Source organism: Micromonospora luteifusca (assembly GCF_016907275.1).
GTDB lineage: Bacteria > Actinomycetota > Actinomycetes > Mycobacteriales > Micromonosporaceae > Micromonospora > Micromonospora luteifusca.
This window is the reverse complement of sequence record NZ_JAFBBP010000001.1, coordinates 3,915,908-3,933,953: the sequence shown is the minus strand read 5'-3', so window position 1 is coordinate 3,933,953 and position 18,046 is coordinate 3,915,908. Positions and strand designations below refer to the sequence as shown.

Below are 18,046 nucleotides of genomic sequence, written 5' to 3'. Positions count from 1 at the left end.
GATCCTGCCAAGATGGTCGAGGTGACGGGCGAGCCCAGCCCCGACCAGGAGCCGACGGCACCGCGCGCCGGTGGCGGCGGCGTGCCCGCCATGGTCCGGCGGCGGTTCGCCACCGTCGACAACCAGTTGGACCGGCTCTCCTGGTTGGCCACGGCGGTGGTGGTGGCCATCGCGGCGATTCTGCGCTTCGTCGGGCTGTCCAGCCCGAAGGGCAAGATCTTCGACGAGACGTACTACGCCAAGGACGGCTACGGGCTGATCAGCCGGGGCGTCGAGTGGAACTACAAGGACAACGTCCCGTCGTACGTGGTGCATCCACCGCTGGGCAAGTGGTTGATCGGCCTCGGCGAGTGGGCCTTCGGCTATCAGGACGCCGACTCGAAGGTCTCCGTCCCCGGGCACCTGATGACCACCGCACCGGAGTTCGGCTGGCGGTTCTCGGCGGCCGTGGTCGGCACTCTGTCGGTCCTGCTGCTGGTCCGCATCGGTCGGCGGATGTTCCGCTCGACGGTGCTCGGCTGCGCCGCCGGCCTGCTGCTCGCCCTGGACGGCTTCCACCTGGTGCTGTCCCGCGCGGCGCTGCTCGACATCTTCCTGCTCTTCTTCGTGCTGGCCGCGTTCGGCGCGTTGGTGCTCGACCGGGACGCCCGCCGCCGCCGCTGGGCGCGGGCGTTGGACGACGGGCTCGACCCGAGCCAGCCGGGCCGTGCCGGCCGGCCGCCGACCGGCTGGCGCACCTGGCCGTGGTGGCGGTTGGCGGCCGGGGTGCTGATCGGCTGCGCCTGCGCGGTCAAGTGGAGCGCACTGTATTTCGTACCGGTCTTCGCACTGCTGGTGCTCCTCTGGGAGGTCGGCGTCCGCCGCTCGGCGGGGGTCCGCCGGCCCTGGCGGGACACCCTGCTCGACGAGTTGCCCTGGCTGGTGCTCGCCGGCGTGCTGATGCTGGGCACCTACCTCGCCACCTGGTCGGGCTGGCTGCTCACCGACGACGGCTACTACCGGCTCGCGTCGTCTCCCCACTATGCGAGCGCTTCGCTCAGTGACCGCCCGGTGATCGGCCCGCTGATCAACCTCTTCGAGTACCACCGGGCGGCGTACGGCTTCCACGCCCAGCTCGACGACGCACACAAGTACCAGTCGTGGCCGTGGCAGTGGTTGCTGCTCGGCCGGCCGGTGGCCTTCCACTGGTCCGGTGACGGCGTCTGCGGCGAGCCGACCTGTGCCTCCGAGATCCTGCTGCTGGGCACCCCGCTGCTCTGGTGGTCGTTCCTGCCCGCCCTGGTGGCGCTGGCCTGGCTGGGTGTGGCCCGTCGGGACTGGCGGGCCGGCGCGATCCTGTTGAGCGTGGCCGCCGGGCTGCTGCCCTGGTTCGCCTTCGCCCTCCAGGGCCGCACGATGTTCGCGTTCTATGCCGCCCCGGCGGTGCCCTTCCTCGTGCTGGCCGTGGTGTACGTGTTGGGCGCGTTGATCGCACCCGCCGGGGGTGACGTGGGTGAGGTGGCGCCGCTGGTGCCCGGTGACCCGAGTTACGAACGCCGACTGGTGGGCAGCATCGCGGCGGGGGCGTACGTGCTGCTGGTGGCGCTCTGCTTCGCGTACTTCTATCCGATCTTCGTCGGCAAGCTGCTCCCATACTCGGAGTGGCTGTCCCGGATGTGGCTCGACGGTCGGTGGATATAAGCACCGACAGGCGACGCGCCGCACAGCGCGACGCAAAAGGGCCCGCACGCTTGAAGCGTGCGGGCCCTTTTGACAAAGACGCGCGCCCCGATCGCCTGCCACGGGGGAAGCGGGCGATTGGGGCGCGCAAGAAGAGCTTAACCACCGCGCACCACCGGCACAACGGGTCGACTTGAGTCAGATTTCCGACGGATGACGGCCGGGCCGATATTTGCTAACGAGCAGTTGACCGAGGGTGACCTGGCGTGGACCCAGAGCGCGAAAGCGGCCGGCCAGAGGTGGTTGTCGAGCTGTTCGGGGGCGTCCGGGCGGAGGTTCGCACCGACCCGAGTGATCATCCAAAGTGGATCTCACTACACTGCGGGCCGTGATCAACTTCAGACGATCGGCGGCTGTCCTCTGCGGACTGTTGGCGACCACCGCGCTGGCCGGGCCGGTCCCGGCGCAGGCCGACGAGGAGCCGGTGTCGGAGCCTCCCCGGGTCGAGCTGGTGCTTGACGTCAGCGGCTCGATGGGCGCCGCCGACATCGACGGACGCAGCCGGATCTCGGTGGCTCAGCAGGCCTTCAACGAGGTGGTGGACGCCCTGCCGGAGGAGACCCAGCTCGGCATCCGGGTGCTCGGCGCGACCTACCGCGGCAAGGACAAGAAGGTGGGCTGCCAGGACACGCAGCAGATCGTGCCGGTCGGCCCGGTGGACCGGTCCGCGGCCAAGGCTGCCGTGGCGACGCTGCGGCCGACCGGGTTCACACCGGTCGGCCTCGCACTGCGCTCTGCGGCGCAGGACCTGGGCACCGGGGCCACCACCCGGCGGATCGTGCTGATCACCGACGGCGAGGACACCTGCGCCCCACCGGACCCGTGCGAGGTGGCTCGCGAACTGGCCGCCCAGGGCACCAGCCTGGTCGTCGACACCCTCGGCCTCGCCCCGGACGAGAAGGTGCGCCGGCAACTGCTGTGCATCGCCAGCGCGACCGGCGGTACCTACACCGCCGCGCAGAGCGCGGAGGAGCTGACCGGCCGGATCAAGCAACTCGTCGAGCGGGCCGGCGACACGCACACCCGGGCCCCGACCGTGGTCGGCGGCGCGAACGCCTGCCCTTCGGCACCACTGCTCGCCCCCGGCGTCTACGCCGACCGGGAAGCTTTTTCCGAGCACCGCTACTACCGAGTGCCGGTACGCCCCGGGCAGGAGCTTCGGGCGTCGGTCAGCATGGCGCTGGACCGCGCCGTCAACCGGGACTACGGGGTGCTGCTGCGGGCCACCGCAGCGGACGGTCGAGAGCTGGTCCGAGGCGCGGACGCCGGCAGCGGGCGGGCCGACGTGCTCTCCGCCGGGCTGCGCTGGTCGGCCACCGCCGACGATGAAGACGCCGCTGAAGCCGAGGAGACCGCCACCGCGGTCGTCGAACCCACCACCGTCTGCCTGGTGGTCAGCAACTCGTTCGCTCCCCGTCCCGGCACGGCAGCGACCCCGGGCATGCCGGTGGAGCTGACCATCGACGTGGTCGCCGCCGCGCCCGCACCGGACGGACCGGACCTCGGCCGGGGCTGGGTGCTGCTCGCCCTGCTCACCGTCGCCGGGCTGATCACCGGCCTGCTCGTCGGCCTGCTCACCCGCTGGTGGGTCTCCACCTGGAGGGAGAACTGATGCGTACCGCACTGTTCCGGCCGCTGGCGGCGCTGCTCGCCGCTGGCGGGGTCGCGCTGCTTCCCGCCACGGCCGTCGCCGCCCCGACGCCCTCCCCCGGTGCCACGCCGGTGAACCGGGCCGGCACGTCGTTCCTCAACGCCACCCCGATCACCGCCGGGCAACCGGTACGGGTTGACGCCTCGATCGGCGACCACCTCTACTGGTCGTTCCCGGCGACGGCCGGTCAGGTGCACGAGATCAATGCCACCGTCACCTTCCCGAAGGGGCGCAGCGGCGCCTCCACCTGGACGGTCGATGTCTTCGACGGGTTGCGCCGACGCCAGGCGTGCACGGCGGGAGCGCAGACCCCCACCGTGGACGCGAAGGCGACGAGCGTGGCGCTGGGCTGCACGCTGCGCGAGGTACGGCCGTGGGCAGAGCCCTGGTCGGCCGACCCGCTGCCCGGCACGTACGTCGTCCGGCTCTCCGTGATCGACCTGCCGGAGCCGGATCTGGGCGCGCCGATCGACGTGGACCTGCTGGTCGGCACCATCGCGGACCGGGGCGCCTCGGCCGACGACGGCGAGTTGGCCGCACCGCTGGTGCCGAACACCAAAGCGGGCACGGTGCTCAACGCCGTACCCCCGGTGGACCCGGAGGCCGACGAGGAGGGTGACCCGCTCGCGGACTGGTTGCCTGATCTCGGCTCGCGCTGGGTCTGGACCGGCATCGGCGGCGTGCTCGCCGCCGTGGCCGGCGTGGCCGGTTTCGCGATGACCCGGCGGCCCCGGCGCCGCTGAACCCGTCCGGCACCGCTGGTGGCCCCGCCCGACGGTCGGGCCACCAGCGGTCAGCCGCGCCGGGGGCCGCGCGGCAACCAGCCGATGAACCGGTCCTGGAGCGACATCACCGGGGCCGCGCGCAGATCCTCGGTGGCGGCGGCGAGGCACGAGCCCAGGTAGACGCTGAGCATCGCCCGATCACCCCCGTACTCGGCCAGCAGCTGGCTGCGTTTCGTCGCGCACGGCCACTCGTCACCGCAGGAGCGGCAACTCCAGCTGGGGGTTTTCGGGGCGTGATCGTCAGCCCGTACCCCCGGCCGTTCCGCACCATCGGTCATCGCACGTCCTTCCAGATGTCCACGGGATTGGCCGGCTGTCGTGCCCGGCCAGTGTTCGATGGTGGTCCCCCCGGAGCCATCAGTGAAGGCGGCGCGCAGCCCTCCGTTGTTACATCCTTCCGGTACCTTCTCCGGTTGTGGGAGTCGGAAAGTTGACGGTTGGCCCGATGCTCCATTCCTACCGACGGGTAGGCGGCAGCGATGCGTGACCTGCTGCCGTCGACGGTCGCGGTGGCCGTCGCCGGCCGGGCCGACTGGGCCAGCGAGCTGCTCCCCGCCGAGCAGGTGTGCCTCGGCGAGCAGGCCGTGCCGACCCGCCGCAGGGATTTCACTGCCGGCAGGGCGTGCGCCCGCAGGGCTCTGGTCGAGCTCGGCCTGCCACCGACCGCCGTGCCGGCCGCCGCCGACCGTGCGCCAGTCTGGCCCGCGGGGGTGGTCGGTGCCATCACCCACACCACCGGCTACTGCGCCGCCGCGGCCGCACACACCACCGACATCCGGTCCGTCGGAATAGACGCCGAGCTGCACCGCGAAATCAACCCAGGAGTACGCAGACTCGTGCTGCTGCCCGAGGAGGACGCCTACTGCGCGCGATTGCCCAGCGGCACCCACTGGCCGATCGTCCTGTTCAGTGCCAAGGAGACCGTCTACAAGGTCTGGTACCCGGTCGTCGGGAGTTGGTTGGACTTCCACGACGCCCGACTCGATCTTGATCCGGACGCGGGCACGTTCACCGCTCGGATCGCGTCGGCCCGGGTGGACGCAGCGGGGGTCGACGACCCACCAGCATCGATAAGCGGCCGATTCGTGGTCGCCGACGGGCTGGTCCGCACCGCCGCCGTACTTCCCCTGCGCTAGCCCTCCGCGATCACCCAGAGCGATGGGTAGGCCACCCCATCCACTGTGGCAGCCGGTGCCCGGCCGATCAGCGTCCAGGCTGGCCGGACCGGCGCAGCATCGCCATCGGTGGGATGCGATCCGGCGCGGCGATCGGGCGATCGGCCACGCACGGTAGCGTCGGACGGGTTCCCGAACCGCACGTACCGAGGCGTCAAGGAGTACGGTGACCCACCCCCAGCCCCCCGTCGGGCCGCAATACCGCCAGCTGTCCCACCCGGAGCCGTCGACCCGTCCATTCGCGGCGACACCGCAGCCGCCGTTCTCGGGCGCCGCGTACCCGGTTGCCGACGGTGGGCACCCGGGCGCTGGCGGCGGATACCAGGTGGCTCGCGTGCCCGGCTATCCGCTCATCGCACCGCCACCGGCGCGGACGAACGCCTCCAAGAAGACCGCCGTGGTCGTCGCGGTCACCGCGGCCGTGCTCACCCTGCTCTGCTGCGCGGGCGGCATCGTGGCGCTCGTCATCGGCGCCAACCGGGTCGACGGCACCAATTCCAACGCGACCGGCACCGGGAAGCCGTGATACCGGGATGACGGGCCCGGCTCCCCCGAGCCGGCCCCGTCAGTGGGAGTAAAGGGCGAGCACCGTACGGTGCTCGCCCTTTACTCAGATGCCCGTCCTCACCCGCACGGGTCTACGGTCAGCAGCCCGTCCAGCGCACCGGGGTGAGACGGTCGGCATTGCGGAAACCGACGATGGCGCCCGTGTCGGAGATGCTCCGGCCGCCGAGGCCCACCCGGTCGCCGCCGCCCGGCAACTCCCGGGAGTTGGCACCGCGCGCGACCCGGTCGCCGCCCACGACGACACCCTTGGCGTTGACATCGTCCAGCACACTCAACCGCTGGTCGAGCGGCGTGTACGACCCGTTCCGAAGATCCCACCGCACCTTGACCGCGTTGCCATCGCCGGGGGTGACGTTGCCGATCGCCCAGTGCCCCGCCGCCGCGTTGACGACGGTCGACTGAGTGCCCGGTACGGTGAGTGGCTTGATCCGGCCATTCGGCCGACGGATCCAGCCGGTCCAGGATCCGAAGTCCCCGGCCATACCGACGATGGTCCCGTTATCCGTGATCCCGCTCGGCGTGGCGTTGGCCGGGACGTCGAGCACCTCGACCGTGCCCGGCCGGGCGGCCGGCCAGCGCACCACGAAGAACTCGTTGGTGTCCACGTCCGTGCCGGAGCCGACGATGTCGCCGGCCTTGTTGATGGCGGTGACGTCGATACCGGTGGAGGACGGCACCACCGGCAGTAGCTCGACCTGACCGTCGCGGTACCGCCACGGCTGGCCGTCGCCGCTCTCGGACCAGCCGTTGCCGATCACGACGCCGTCTTCGTTGATGTCGGCCGGGGTCGCCATGCTCGGTGCCTCGACCTCGGTGAGCCGGTCCCGGTCCCAGAACAGCAGCAGGTACTGGTTGCCGGTCTCCTCGATCCGCAGCGCGGTGCCGGCGACGAAGCGGCCCGTCGGGTCGATGGCGTTCGCGTCGGCGCGGTAGGTGTCAGTCGGGTACGGCAGGGTGCTGATCGTGCAGGCCCCGAGGGCCGGCCTGCCGGTCGCGGCGGTCGCCGGTGCGGCGACGGCGACGCCGAGAGAGGTGGCCAGCAGTCCGGCGGCGGCGGTGCCCGCGAGCATCCTGCGTCGAGCGGTGTGCGTCATCTTCTTCTCCCCGTGTGCGCCCGGGTGCTCCCGGGTGTTGGTTGATACCGGTGTCACACCTGAAGAGGCTGCGGGGTTGCGGTGTGTCGGGGAGGCGACAGAAGCGGGATCCCGTGGGGCTACCGTGCCCACGGGGGCGTGACGGAGACGACCGGGCGACCGGTGCGTACCGACTCTTCGATGGCGAGGCTGATCAGGTGGTCCTGGCTGGCCTCGGCGAGGGGATACGGCGCCGGGCCCTCCTCCCGCGCCCACGCACCCGTGCGGACGACGATGTCGGCCACCGCGATGTCGTCATCGGACATTCCGCTGCCGATGAAGGGATTGCGATAGACGACGTCGCCGTCGAAGCTGATGTGCTTCAGGTCGAGCCCTTCCAGGTTCAGGTCGTGACCGGTCTGCCGTCGCGCCAGGGACGACTCCACCGGTGTGGTCGGGTCGACCAGTCGGACGACCCGATCGTCGACCAACTCACCGAGCGAACCCCGCACCACCAACCGGCGGGCGCGCAGCGGATTCCACCACTGGTTGTCGGTGAAGTCGTACAACCCCATCCGCCCGCCGAAATCGATGGTCGCGAGGGTGGTGGTGAGCTGCTGCGGGGTGCTGTCGCCACTCCAACCGGCGGGTGACAGCGGGTTGGCCAGCGGCGCGACGAAGGCCCGCGCGTTCACCTCTGCGGCGTCGAACCCGACGCCGAGCAGACCACGGATCAGCGAGACCGCGTGGTAGAGGTGCGTCGAGGAGATCTGGACCGAGGTCGGCTCGCCGAGCACCCCGGCGCGGACCAGCGCCAGACGGGCCGCGTGCCCCGGCATCAGCAGGTACTGCTCGGCGACCTGCACCAGACCGCTGCCCCCGACGTCGGCCCAGAGCGAGCGCAGCCCTGCCAGGTCCGGGGCGGGTGGCGTCTCGGCGAGCACCGGTACGCCAGCCGCGACCAACTCGCGGGTCACGTCGGGGGTCACGGGCCAGGGCACCGACACGATGACGAAGTCCGGTCGCTCGTGAGCGAGCAGTTCGGCCGTCGTGTGGAAGGTCGGCACGCCCCATTCGGCCGCCACCGCGCCACCCCGCGATTCGGTACGCGTCACCACCCCCGTCACTCGGAACCGCTCCGGCAGAAGCCGGGCCAGGCGTAGGAAGAACTCTCCCCGCCAGCCACTGCCGACGATGCCGAACCGGGTCTGGGCCGTCGTTGTCATCTGGGCTCCTCAGGTCGGGATCCGGATGCTAGCCGCCCGAGGCGTTTCCCCGCGTCTCGCCCGCCTCTGACGACCAGAGCGGCCATTGCCGGCGGTCTATCCACTTTGTACTTTGTGTCGCTCCGGACTGCCAGAGCTTTCGATCCGTGCGGTAATTGGCCGACAGCAACTATCGGGCGAACGCCCGCGGCTGTCTCGTCTCCGAGAGAGGAACGGGATGCAAGGAACCTGGCGTAAGGCGGCCCTCGCGGCCGCCCTGTCGATCACTGGAGTGCTGGGTGGGTTGGCCGTTGCCGCACCCGCCCAGGCGCAGACCGTGGAGTCCGGTTCGGTCTCCTTCAGCGGCGACCCCGGCGACTACATCACCGGTGGAGACTCATACTCCTACTCCACCGAGAACGGCGACCAACTCACGACGAACGGCTCGGCCGACAACAGCTACGTGTCGGTCAGCATCAGCGGCTACAACGGCGACTGGTGGTCGGTGGACTTCGACGCCCCGGGCAGCGCGGCGTTGGCTCCGGGCACCTACAAGGGTGCGACCCGGTACCCGTTCAACGGCGCTGGTCCCGGGCTTGACCTGTCCGGCAACGGGCGGGGCTGCAACGAGCTGACCGGCACCTTCACCGTCATCAACGCGGTGTTCGGCCCCAACGGCTACGTACAGACCTTCGACGCCACCTTCGAGCAGCACTGTGAGGGCTGGGAGGCCGCCGCGCGCGGCGAGGTGCACATCTCCAACCCGGCACCGCCGGAGCCGCTGGACCTCGAACTCGCCGTGGCGACCGACGGCATCGCCAACCGGATCAACGGCAACGCGGTCCTGCACGGCACGGTGACCTGCAACCAGCCCACCTCCGTGTCGCTGGAGGGTGCGGTCACCCAGATCGTCAGGAAGGTGCTGGTCCGCGGCAACTTCGCGACGCAGGTGAACTGCACGCCGGGCAGCGCGACGCAGTGGACGGCAACCGCCGTCCCGACCGGCACGACGCCGTTCGGCAAGGGCAAGGCCGAGGCCATCACTCGGGCCAGCGGCTACGACGCCGAGTACGGCGAGTACGTCACCGTCAGCGACACTTCGATCGTGACGCTGACCAGGTCCTGAGGCGTTGAAGCCGGGCGGCCGGACACACGTTCGGCCGCCCGGCCGCGAACCGCTACGGTTGCCGGGTCCGCGATGGGAGCACGACCGAGGATGTCGCCGATGGTTGCCAACCCCCTGCGCGTCGCGCCTGGCGCGTCAGGCGTCGAGACGATCCAGCGATCGTCCTCCCTGGACTACTACCTGGTCCTGCCTCGGCACGACGACCGTGACCCCACCACTGCGGTGGAGGGGATTCTCGTCGAAGAATTCACCCGGCAGCACGACCACTCCACGACGGGCTTGGACAACGCGGGCTGGACGTCGGAATCTGGCTGGTGGAGTTCTGCCTCGCTCAGTCGCGCCATCCGTACCGATCCGGAGATGCTGGCAAGGGTGGTGCCCACCTCCCGCCGCGAGGCCGAGAGCGTCTACCGCACGCTCGGAGGCGGGCAACTGCCCGACGACACGGTGCTGCGGACGTACTTCCTCGACCACCAATCGATCGCGAACGCACCGCCGCTGCGGCTCGGCCCCGAGCAACCACCGGCCGGCTTCCACGAACGGCGCGTGTACCGCGTCCTCTTCGCAAAGGAACTCCGCGCGGAACAGGTGACGAGCCTCCGGGTGGTCTGGCGGCCGCCGGCCGGCGGCACGAGCGCATCAGCCGCGAGCGGGCACCTCGAGAAGGACGGCGACGAGTTCGCCTGGGATCTACGACGGGTTGGCCACACACTCGCCTGGTGTCTCGACGTGACAGTCCTGTTGAGCACTGCCACCACCGACGCGGTGGGCGCGATCCTGTCCGATTTGACGACCGTCCTGCGACAGCACGGCTTGATACCCGTGACGACCGAACGATTCGCCTAGGTGTTCCGCAGCAGTGGCCGCTGAACTTGTGGGAGTGACCGACACAGGTCGGCTTCGAGGGGCCTCGGGGGCACCGGACACTCACGTACGATCCGTGTCCGCCTGTTCCACCGGGAGGTAAGGCAGCTGTGCAGACCGACGACCTGCTCGACACGGGCCTGGGCAGCGATGATCACGCCGACCGCCGCCGACGGATTCGTACCACGGCGGTAGGGGTCGCCATCGCCCTCGCGCTCGTCGGCGGCATCGTTGTCAGCCGCCGGGAGCCCGACCAGGCCACGGCTCAAGGCGTCACCGCGACCACGGCCGCGACCACAGCCGCGCCCGCGGAGCCGCCCGCGGAGCCGGCCATGGGCTGGAACGCCGCGATGGTCGGCCGCGACGACAGGACCATCACCGTGTACGCCACCCCCGGCGACACGACCTGCAAGGAACTCCTGCAACCGCAGGCCACGATCACCGAGCAGACCGACGCTCAGGTGGTCGTCGCGGTGAGCGGTCGAGTAGTGACCGCCACCGACTGCTCGACCAGCGGCCTGCGGGTTCCCCTCGTCGTGTCGTTGCAGAAGCCCCTCGGCACTCGGGTGCTCCGCGATGCCGCCAGTGCGCTGTCACCGCCGACCTTCTCCGAACGCGAGCTGCCAGACCTGGCCTCCGACAAGCGGTGGAGTCCGTATTCGAGTCACTGCAATGAGGGCTTCTGCCAGGGCTACAACGGCCCGAACGGCTCCACGCTGCTCGCGGTCGCGGGCCGCACGGTCGGGGGAGGCGATGGCCGCGCGCCTGCGGGCACCATGTCCATCGGCTCACACCGGGGCGCCATCACGGGGAGCCCGGGAGCATCCTGGCAGGTGCGGTGGGAGGTCGGGGACCTGGCGTACTCGCTGCAGCTGACGCCCTCCGAGGGCGAGAAATTCAGCCTGACGCAGTTCCGCACGGAACTCGCCAGCCTGAAGTGGAGCTGACGACCCGTCCCAGGGTGGGTCGGCTTGGTGCCCACCAACACCGAAAAGGCCGTTTCCGACGCGCGGAAACGGCCTTTTCTCTGGGGTGGAGCTGAGGGGATTTGAACCCCTGACCCCCTCGATGCGAACGAGGTGCGCTACCAGTCTGCGCCACAGCCCCCCGCCGGCGAACCGGCTTCGGTCCCACCCGGCTTACACCGGGCGGGCCGGCAGCAAGGCTAACAGGTCGCTGGCCCCCACCGCGAATCCGCCCCCGACGCGCCACCGAAGCCCGCCCAAAGATCCACTCAGGTTGCCGAAAATCAGGGCATCCCGGACGCCACGCGACCCCACCTTCCACGAACCCGAGTTGATCAACCTGCCCGTCGCCCGCGCCTGGCGTTGATCGACTCCATTACGCCGACATGGGCGGCATCCATCCATCGGGAAACCCCCACATCGGCGACATGGAGTCGATCAACCCGCCGCGCACACACGCACGGCGCGCTACCGGCCGCGCACGGAGCACGCCAACCCGCCACCCGCCGGGCACGGAGCACGCCAACCCTGCGACCCGCCGGGCTCGGAGGTGCGCTGGTCAGCGGGTCGCAGCATTGTCGGGCGGTCAGGCGCCTCGGCCGGCCTCGTAGGGGCGCCCGCGCAGCCCGCCCGACCGTCGGTAGGACACCGATCCGCCGTTGACCGCTGCCGGCAGGTCGCCGGATCGGTCCAGGCCCATCGCGGCTCGGCGTACCCCCTCGCGCTGGGCGGCCAGGCGGCGCTGCGCTTCTCGGCGGGCCGCGGCCCGGCGGGCCTGCTCCCGGCGCACCTCGGCCTGCCGCGCGGCCAGCCAGGCCGCCTCGCGGGCGCGAGCGCGGCGGCGGCGCTGCCCGGCGAGGGCCTGACCGCGCAGGTGGACGACGTACGCGGCCAGGAGCAGGAAGGTGACCGAGAAGCCGATCCAGAAGCCGGGGCTGACGAACAGCACGCCGATCAACTCGACGACGTTGAGCAGGAGCAGAGCGGCGAGCACCCGGCGACGTCGGTACACGGCGGGCGTGTGCTGTCGGCGGGGCGGCGGGCGACGGCGGGACCGCTTTGGTGCGGGTGGCACGGCGCGCAGTCGACCGGAGCGGCGGCCGGCCGGGGGTGCGGAGACCGGGGCGGTCAACGCTCCTGTAGTCGCGTCCTCGCTGAGGGTGACGATCAGCGCGCGCGGAGGGTGGACGGGCTGCCGTCCCGGCACAGTGCGGCGCCGCCGGCGGCGCTGGAGCACCCGCGCCGTCGACTGCGCCCGCTCCGCCACCAGCCGCTCGGTGGCGTCGTACCGGCGAACCAGTGCCGGGGCCAGGGCGAGCAGGCCGGCGGCGGCGAGGACGGCGAGGAGCACCGAGGTCGGCACCCTCACCCCTCCCGTCACCGAATTCGAAGCAACCGTCACCTGACCGCAGGATCTTCCACCGATCGCGCCTGGGTGCGTGGATCGTCCGGCCGGGGAGCGCTTGCCGTAGCTTGCAGTTACTTGAGGTTACGGCGCACCGACCGGGATGCCACCGCGCCGCGCCGATCCCGTCCGTGGGACGGCTCACCGGGTGGCGGCGCGTACCCGATGCCAGCGGGCCAGCAGGCCACCCTCGGCAGCGATCTCCTCGCTCGTCATCGCGTATCCAATGTGGTCCCGCCACGCACCGTCGATGTGCATGTAGCGCACGTGGTACGCCTCCTCGCGGAAGCCCAACTTCTCCACCACTCGCCGGGACGGCCGGTTCTCCGGACGGATGTTGACCTCCACCCGGTGCAGGCCACCCGGGCCGAACGCGTGGTCCACGGCGAGGGCGAGCGCCGTCGGGATCACCCCCTGGCCGGCGACCCGGGCGTCCACCCAGTAGCCGACATAGCCGGAGCAGAGGGCCCGCCGCACGATGCTGCCCACGTTGATGTGCCCGACCAGCCGATCCCGGTTGGCCTCGCGCAGGCAGACCGCGAACGGCATGCCCTCACCCTCACGGGCCGAGCGGCGCTGGTCACGGTGCACCCAGCGGAACGCGGCCGGCGAGTTCAGCTCGTCCCAACCGCCGGGCAGCGACGACTCCCAGGGTGCGAGCCAGGCCCGATTGGCGCGCCGCACCTCCGACCACGCTGTGGCGTCGGAGCGCCGATAGGGCCGCAGCAGCACCGGGCCGTCCGCCAACTCCACCGGCCAGCCCGGTGCCCGCGGGGGTCCGAAAAGGCTCACCCGCACAGTCTCCCGCGCGGGACCGTGTCGCGCGCAAGTGGACTCACCACGTGCACCGACGAGCACCTGACGCAGACCGCGACCGGGCCGACCGGATCACCGTCATCGGCGGCGGTCCATCAGCAGGACGTCCACGGTGGAGCCTGCGGCGGCGGTGGTGACCCGCTCGCCGAGCACCAGCAGCCCGTTGGCCTCGGCCAGCCCGGAGAGGGTGAACGGCCCACCACTGAGTGGCTGCACCGTGTATCCGCCGCCGCGCCGCTCGGCGACGTGCGCGGGTCGGAATTCGCGCAGCCCTGCCGGGGACGACACGGTCTCCAGCAGGTGCGCCCGCACGCTGGGTCGGAACACCGGCTCGGCGCCGGCGAGGAGTTGGATGGCGGGGCGGGCCAGCACCTCGAAGCCGATCAACGCGGCGCCCGGGTCGCCGGGCAGGCAGACCACCGGCACCTCCTCGGCGCCGACGGTGCCGAACCCGAGCGCGGTGCCGGGATAGAGCGCCACGTCGGTGAACGTGACCGGCCCGGCGCGGCCCCCCTCGCGGCGGGACAGGATCCGGCGCACCATGTCTCCGGGGCCGGTGCCGGTGCCCCCGGTGGTGATGATCAGGTCGGCGCGCAGGGTCTGGTCCTCCAACAACCCGCGCAGCCCCTCCGGGTCGTCGTCGCAGATGCCAACCCGGTACGCCAGTGCGCCCACCTCGGCGGCGGCGGCGGTCAGCGCGTGCGAGTTCGCGTCCACCACCTGCCCCGGCTGACTGCCCCGACCCACGTCGACCAGTTCGTCGCCGGTGGCCACGATGACCACCCGTGGGCTGGGCCGGACCACCACGTGCCCGATACCGGTGGCGGCGAAGACCGCCACCAGGGCCGGGGAGACGTACGTGCCGGCCCGGGCGAGCAGGGTGCCGGCGGGCAGTTCCTCACCGGCTCGGCGTACCCCGTAGCCCCGCTTGGGGGTGCGGAAGATCTCGACCGCGGCCATGCCCTGGTCGGTCCACTCCACCGGAACCACCACGTCCGCGGCGACTGGCAGCGGCGCCCCGGCGGCCACCGAGAAGCACGAACCGGGGGTGAGCCGGACCGGCCGCCAGCTCGCGGCGCCGAGATCGCCGACCACGTTGAGTCGGATGGTCCGGCCGCCGGGCGTGCCGGAGGGGGCCGGGACGTAGCTCGGGCCCCGGCCCCCTCCCGAAATGTCCTCCCAGCGGGCGGCGTAACCGTCCACGGCCGCCTGGTCGAAGGCCGGGAAGGCGTGCGGCGCGACGACGTCCTCGGCGAGGACGTTGCCGTGCGCCTGGGTGAGATCGAGGTCGAGTGGCGGCAGCGCGCGCAACCTGCGCAGCACGCTGCCCAGGTAGTCGGCGAGCGGCGTCAACTCGTTCGCGGCCGCCTCGGCGTCGGCCGTCGCGGTCATGTACCAGATCCGCCTGCCGCGTCGGCCTTGACGAAGTCGGCCAGCCAGGACCGGAACTCGGCGCCCAGGTCTTCGCGCTCGGCGGCGATCTGCACCACCGTCTGCAGGTAACCCAGCGGCATACCGGTGTCGTAGCGGGTGCCCCGGTAGACGATCGCGTGCACCGGGGTGCCCTCGGTGCGCAGCAGCTCCATCGCATCGGTCAGCTGGATCTCGCCGCCGCTGCCCGGCTTCGTCCGCCGGATCGCGTCGAAGATCTTGCCCGGCAGCACGTAACGGCCGAGCACCGCGAGGTTGCTCGGGGCGTCCTCCGGCTGCGGCTTCTCCACCATCCCGGTCACCCTGACGACCTCGCCGATGTCGGTGAGCTCCGACTCGGCGGGCTCGACGGAGGCGATGCCGTACCGCTTGGTCTCGGCCGGGTCGACCTCGAAGAAGGCGAGCACCACACCGCCGGTGCGGGCCTGCAGCTCCAGCATCGCCGGCAGCAGCGGCTCCGACGGCTTGACGAACTCGTCGCCGAGCAGCACCGCGAAGGGCTGGTCGCCGACGTGTGACTCGGCGTACCCGACCGCGTGGCCGAGCCCGAGCTGCTCGGGCTGCCGCACGGTGTAGATCTCGGCCAGCTCGCTGGGCCGACGCACCGCGGCCAGCCGCTCGGCGTCGCCCTTCTCCTCCAGCCTGGTCTCCAGGTCGGGGCGACGATCGAAGTGGTCCACCATCGAGGTCTTACCCCGCCCGGTGATCAGCAACACGTCGCCGATGCCGGCCTGGGTGGCCTCCTCGACGATGTACTGCAGAACCGGCCGGTCCACCACCGGCAGCAACTCCTTGGGCACCGCCTTGGTGGCCGGCAGAAACCGGGTGGCCAGTCCGGCGGCCGGGATGACGGCCTTGACCGCCAGGGGACGGCCGGTTGCGGCGACCGTCGATGAGGGGTTCGCTGAGTGCTCCGACATGCCGCGAGACTATCGGCCACGGCTCTGCCGCGGCGGGTGTGGCCCAGAAGACGCGCCGCCAGCCGGCCCCGGCCGCGCGGCATCCGGGCCGGCTCGGGCCGCCTCCGCGTCGATGTCCGCCGGATCGTCGGTCGCGTCGGGCCGTGCGTGCGCAGGCGACCCTTCCGGTACGCCCACAGCCAAGTCCGACCGGGCGGGCCCGCCCGGCTCCCGGATGGCCTGCACCGGCTGGCCGGCGCGCGGCAGCCCGTCGGGTGGGCTCACGGCGCCCGCGAGCACCGGTATCTCCCGGGTCACCACGTCCGGGCGCACCTCAGCGACCCGGTACGTGTCGCGGCCGGCCGCCTTGGCCGCGTAGAGCGCGTCGTCGGCGGCTTCCAGCACCTCCCGTCCGGTGCTGCCGTTGTCCGGGTAGACGGCGATGCCCACCGACACGGTCACCACGACCGGCCCGGCGTACGCCTCGACGGCGATCGGTGTCTCGCGGACCGCCGCGCCGAGTCGCTCGGCCACGATGGCCGCGCCCCGGGCGTCGGTCTCCGGCAGCAGCAGCACGAACTCCTCACCGCCCTGCCGGAAGGCCAGGTCGACCTCCCGGATCTCCCCACGCACCCGCCGGGCGAACTCGGCCAGCACGGTGTCCCCCGCGGCGTGCCCGTACGTGTCGTTGACGTCCTTGAACCGGTCGAGGTCCAGGGCGAGGACGCTGAGCATCCGCCCGAAGCGGCTGGCGCGTTCCACCTCCCGCCGGATCGACTCGCGCAGGTAGCGGTAGTTCCACAGCCCGGTGAGCGGGTCGGTGAGGGAGAGCCGTTGCGCCTCCTCGTGCACCCGGACGTTGTCGACCGCCACCGCCGCATGGCCGGCGAAGGTGCGCAGGGTGACCAGGTCGTCGTCATCGAACTCGTCGGCGCCCAGCCGGTCGTAGAGGGCCAGCACGCCGAGGGCCGCGGGCGCGCCGGCCTCGTCGACCGGCCCGGAGGATCCGCCGGGGGTGGCCGGGGCGGCGAACGGGACCGCCACGTACGTGCGGCAGCGCGGCTCACCCGACGGGGCCTCGGTCGGCTCGGCCCTTCCCCGCTGCGGTTCCCCGGTGGCGGCGACGGCGCCGACCACGCCGACGCCCACCGGCACCCGAAGCGTCTGCGACCCGTCCGCGTCCCCCTCCGGCCAGCGTCCGTCCAGCCCCTCGGTGCACTGTGCGACGAGCACCCCGCCGGTCTCGACCAGCAGTACGGCGCCGGCGCGCGCGCCGGTGGCTCCGATGGCGCTGTGCAGGATCACCCGCAGGATGCGTTGCAGGTCGTGCGTGCTGGCCAGGGTGTCACCGAGCACCGCGAGGTGACCGCGGAGCTGGTCCCGGTTGCTGGTGAGCGCCGCGACGTAGGACCCGGTCTCCCGGGTCATCCGGTTGAACGCGGCGGCCAACCGCCCCAGCTCGTCACGGCTGCGCACCGGCACACGGGCGGTCAGGTCGCCGTGGGCCACCCGGTCGACCGCGCCGGCCAACTCGGCCAGCGGTCGGGTGGTCACCCGCGCCAGCCGCCAGGCGGTCAGCACGGCGAGCAACCCGGCCACCACGACCACCCCGACCAGCGTGGCGTGCAGCCCTTGCGGTCGCTCGCTGGGCACGGAGACCACAAGTGGCAGCGGCTGCGTGTCGGACGGCCCGATCCTCCGCACGTACCGGCCCTCGCTCGTCTCAATGACCCGCTCGCCATCGACGGCGCTGGCGGCGGCCAGCACCGCGTCGCGTACCTCTCGGGACTCGGTCGTGTGGGTGACCCGGGCGGGGCTCGCTGCGCTGTCGAGCAGGGTGACCGCCACCCCGGTCACCGCCGCCAGCCGGGCCACGAAGGCCGGGTCGACCAGCTGCGCGGCGGTCACCGTGCCCAGCAGGGCGCCCGCGCGGTCGCGCAGGTCGACCTGGGCGGCCAGCGCCCGAATCGGGCTGGCCGCATCGGTCGTCGAGCCGGAGCAGGCCCGCCAGGGCGTCGGCGGCGCGCCGGGCGAGACGTAGGTGACCCGACCGCTCACGTCGGTGATCAGCACTGCGGCGGCCAGGCCTCGGCCGACAAGTTGGGCGGCGGCGACGGCCGGATCGGCGGTGAGGGCCACCGCGTCGGCGGTGGCGCGCAGCTGCTGGCAGAGCGCGTCGACCGAGGTACGCACGGTGGACGCCGCCACCGACAGGCGCTCGGTGGAGCGGCTGCGGTCGACGGCGGTGACGGTGGAGGCGACGAACAGCGCGCCGAGCAGGACCGGCCCGAGCACCACTACGAGGAAGGCTGCCGTCAACCGCCCGCGTAGCGTCACTCGGTCCCCCCGGAAGTTCCGCCTCCGT

At 72.0% G+C, this 18,046-nt stretch carries 16 protein-coding genes and 1 tRNA gene; 8 read left to right on the top strand and 9 right to left on the bottom strand.

Annotation, left to right across the window (positions count from 1 at the left end):
- The first annotated feature begins 12 nt into the window (after positions 1 to 12).
- From JOD64_RS17920 to JOD64_RS17910, 3 genes are all read left to right on the top strand, one after another.
- Complete coding sequence (locus JOD64_RS17920; RefSeq protein ID WP_239561309.1) at positions 13 to 1,680, top strand: dolichyl-phosphate-mannose--protein mannosyltransferase; 1,668 nt, start codon at positions 13 to 15, stop codon at positions 1,678 to 1,680.
- Positions 1,681 to 2,047: 367 nt separating this feature from the next.
- Positions 2,048 to 3,331, top strand: a complete 1,284-nt coding sequence (locus tag JOD64_RS17915) for a VWA domain-containing protein (protein WP_204943265.1) — start codon at positions 2,048 to 2,050, stop codon at positions 3,329 to 3,331.
- Complete coding sequence (locus JOD64_RS17910; RefSeq protein ID WP_204943264.1) at positions 3,331 to 4,113, top strand: peptidase; 783 nt, start codon at positions 3,331 to 3,333, stop codon at positions 4,111 to 4,113. The genes JOD64_RS17915 and JOD64_RS17910 overlap by 1 nt, the downstream gene beginning before the upstream one ends.
- Positions 4,114 to 4,163: 50 nt before the next feature.
- Here the strand turns inward: JOD64_RS17910 and JOD64_RS17905 are convergent, their stop codons facing one another.
- On the bottom strand, positions 4,164 to 4,433 hold the full coding sequence (locus tag JOD64_RS17905; protein WP_204943263.1) for a hypothetical protein: 270 nt from the start codon (positions 4,431 to 4,433) through the stop codon (positions 4,164 to 4,166).
- Positions 4,434 to 4,634: 201 nt separating this feature from the next.
- On the opposite strand from JOD64_RS17905, the gene JOD64_RS17900 reads away from it, so the two are divergent.
- Both JOD64_RS17900 and JOD64_RS17895 read left to right on the top strand, forming a co-directional pair.
- Positions 4,635 to 5,291: a 4'-phosphopantetheinyl transferase family protein gene (locus JOD64_RS17900; RefSeq protein WP_204943262.1), complete on the top strand. Its 657-nt coding sequence runs from the start codon at positions 4,635 to 4,637 to the stop codon at positions 5,289 to 5,291.
- 205 nt (positions 5,292 to 5,496) lie between these two features.
- Positions 5,497 to 5,856 (top strand): hypothetical protein, encoded by a 360-nt coding sequence (locus JOD64_RS17895; protein WP_204943261.1) that lies wholly within the window; start codon positions 5,497 to 5,499, stop codon positions 5,854 to 5,856.
- Between the two features lie 118 nt (positions 5,857 to 5,974).
- Here JOD64_RS17895 and JOD64_RS17890 read toward each other — a convergent pair whose 3' ends face one another.
- Both JOD64_RS17890 and JOD64_RS17885 read right to left on the bottom strand, forming a co-directional pair.
- Entirely contained in the window at positions 5,975 to 7,048 is a 1,074-nt protein-coding gene (locus tag JOD64_RS17890) for a hypothetical protein (RefSeq protein WP_204943260.1), read from the bottom strand.
- A gap of 62 nt (positions 7,049 to 7,110) precedes the next feature.
- Positions 7,111 to 8,196, bottom strand: coding sequence for a Gfo/Idh/MocA family protein (locus JOD64_RS17885; protein WP_204943259.1), 1,086 nt, complete (start codon positions 8,194 to 8,196; stop codon positions 7,111 to 7,113).
- Between the two features lie 217 nt (positions 8,197 to 8,413).
- On the opposite strand from JOD64_RS17885, the gene JOD64_RS17880 reads away from it, so the two are divergent.
- The 3 genes from JOD64_RS17880 (at position 8,414) to JOD64_RS17870 (ending at position 11,112) form a co-directional block, all read left to right on the top strand.
- The gene (locus tag JOD64_RS17880) at positions 8,414 to 9,301 is read left to right on the top strand and encodes a hypothetical protein (protein WP_204943258.1); all 888 of its coding nucleotides are present in this window, start codon (positions 8,414 to 8,416) and stop codon (positions 9,299 to 9,301) included.
- Between the two features lie 99 nt (positions 9,302 to 9,400).
- Positions 9,401 to 10,147 carry a hypothetical protein gene (locus JOD64_RS17875; protein ID WP_204943257.1) on the top strand — a complete coding sequence of 249 codons (747 nt, stop codon included), beginning with the start codon at positions 9,401 to 9,403 and terminating at the stop codon, positions 10,145 to 10,147.
- 128 nt (positions 10,148 to 10,275) lie between these two features.
- Positions 10,276 to 11,112: a hypothetical protein gene (locus tag JOD64_RS17870; protein WP_204943256.1), complete on the top strand. Its 837-nt coding sequence runs from the start codon at positions 10,276 to 10,278 to the stop codon at positions 11,110 to 11,112.
- Positions 11,113 to 11,198: 86 nt separating this feature from the next.
- Here JOD64_RS17870 and JOD64_RS17865 read toward each other — a convergent pair.
- The 6 genes from JOD64_RS17865 to JOD64_RS17840 all read right to left on the bottom strand — a co-directional run bounded on the left by JOD64_RS17865 (position 11,199) and on the right by JOD64_RS17840 (position 18,018).
- Positions 11,199 to 11,272: transfer RNA gene (locus JOD64_RS17865), tRNA-Ala, on the bottom strand.
- A gap of 444 nt (positions 11,273 to 11,716) precedes the next feature.
- A complete protein-coding gene (gene sepX, locus JOD64_RS17860; protein WP_204943255.1) occupies positions 11,717 to 12,499 on the bottom strand; it encodes a divisome protein SepX/GlpR in 783 nt (260 codons plus the stop codon).
- 177 nt (positions 12,500 to 12,676) lie between these two features.
- Complete coding sequence (locus tag JOD64_RS17855) at positions 12,677 to 13,327, bottom strand: GNAT family N-acetyltransferase (protein ID WP_204943254.1); 651 nt, start codon at positions 13,325 to 13,327, stop codon at positions 12,677 to 12,679.
- Positions 13,328 to 13,429: 102 nt separating this feature from the next.
- Complete coding sequence (locus JOD64_RS17850) at positions 13,430 to 14,743, bottom strand: molybdopterin molybdotransferase MoeA (protein WP_204943253.1); 1,314 nt, start codon at positions 14,741 to 14,743, stop codon at positions 13,430 to 13,432.
- The gene (locus JOD64_RS17845; protein WP_204943252.1) at positions 14,740 to 15,702 is read right to left on the bottom strand and encodes a UTP--glucose-1-phosphate uridylyltransferase; all 963 of its coding nucleotides are present in this window, start codon (positions 15,700 to 15,702) and stop codon (positions 14,740 to 14,742) included. The genes JOD64_RS17850 and JOD64_RS17845 overlap by 4 nt, the downstream gene beginning before the upstream one ends.
- 9 nt (positions 15,703 to 15,711) lie before the next feature.
- Positions 15,712 to 18,018, bottom strand: coding sequence for a diguanylate cyclase (locus JOD64_RS17840; RefSeq protein WP_204943251.1), 2,307 nt, complete (start codon positions 18,016 to 18,018; stop codon positions 15,712 to 15,714).
- Positions 18,019 to 18,046 lie beyond the last annotated feature (28 nt).

Excerpts from the sequence above, each read along its gene's own strand:
- JOD64_RS17920 (WP_239561309.1), top strand. The coding sequence starts at position 13 with ATGGTCGAGGTGACGGGCGAGCCCAGCCCCGACCAGGAGCCGACGGCA.
- JOD64_RS17910 (WP_204943264.1), top strand. The coding sequence starts at position 3,331 with ATGCGTACCGCACTGTTCCGGCCGCTGGCGGCGCTGCTCGCCGCTGGC.
- JOD64_RS17905 (WP_204943263.1), bottom strand. The coding sequence starts at position 4,433 with ATGACCGATGGTGCGGAACGGCCGGGGGTACGGGCTGACGATCACGCC.
- JOD64_RS17900 (WP_204943262.1), top strand. The coding sequence starts at position 4,635 with ATGCGTGACCTGCTGCCGTCGACGGTCGCGGTGGCCGTCGCCGGCCGG.
- JOD64_RS17885 (WP_204943259.1), bottom strand. The coding sequence starts at position 8,196 with ATGACAACGACGGCCCAGACCCGGTTCGGCATCGTCGGCAGTGGCTGG.
- JOD64_RS17880 (WP_204943258.1), top strand. The coding sequence starts at position 8,414 with ATGCAAGGAACCTGGCGTAAGGCGGCCCTCGCGGCCGCCCTGTCGATC.
- JOD64_RS17875 (WP_204943257.1), top strand. The coding sequence starts at position 9,401 with ATGGTTGCCAACCCCCTGCGCGTCGCGCCTGGCGCGTCAGGCGTCGAG.
- JOD64_RS17850 (WP_204943253.1), bottom strand. The coding sequence starts at position 14,743 with ATGACCGCGACGGCCGACGCCGAGGCGGCCGCGAACGAGTTGACGCCG.
- JOD64_RS17845 (WP_204943252.1), bottom strand. The coding sequence starts at position 15,702 with ATGTCGGAGCACTCAGCGAACCCCTCATCGACGGTCGCCGCAACCGGC.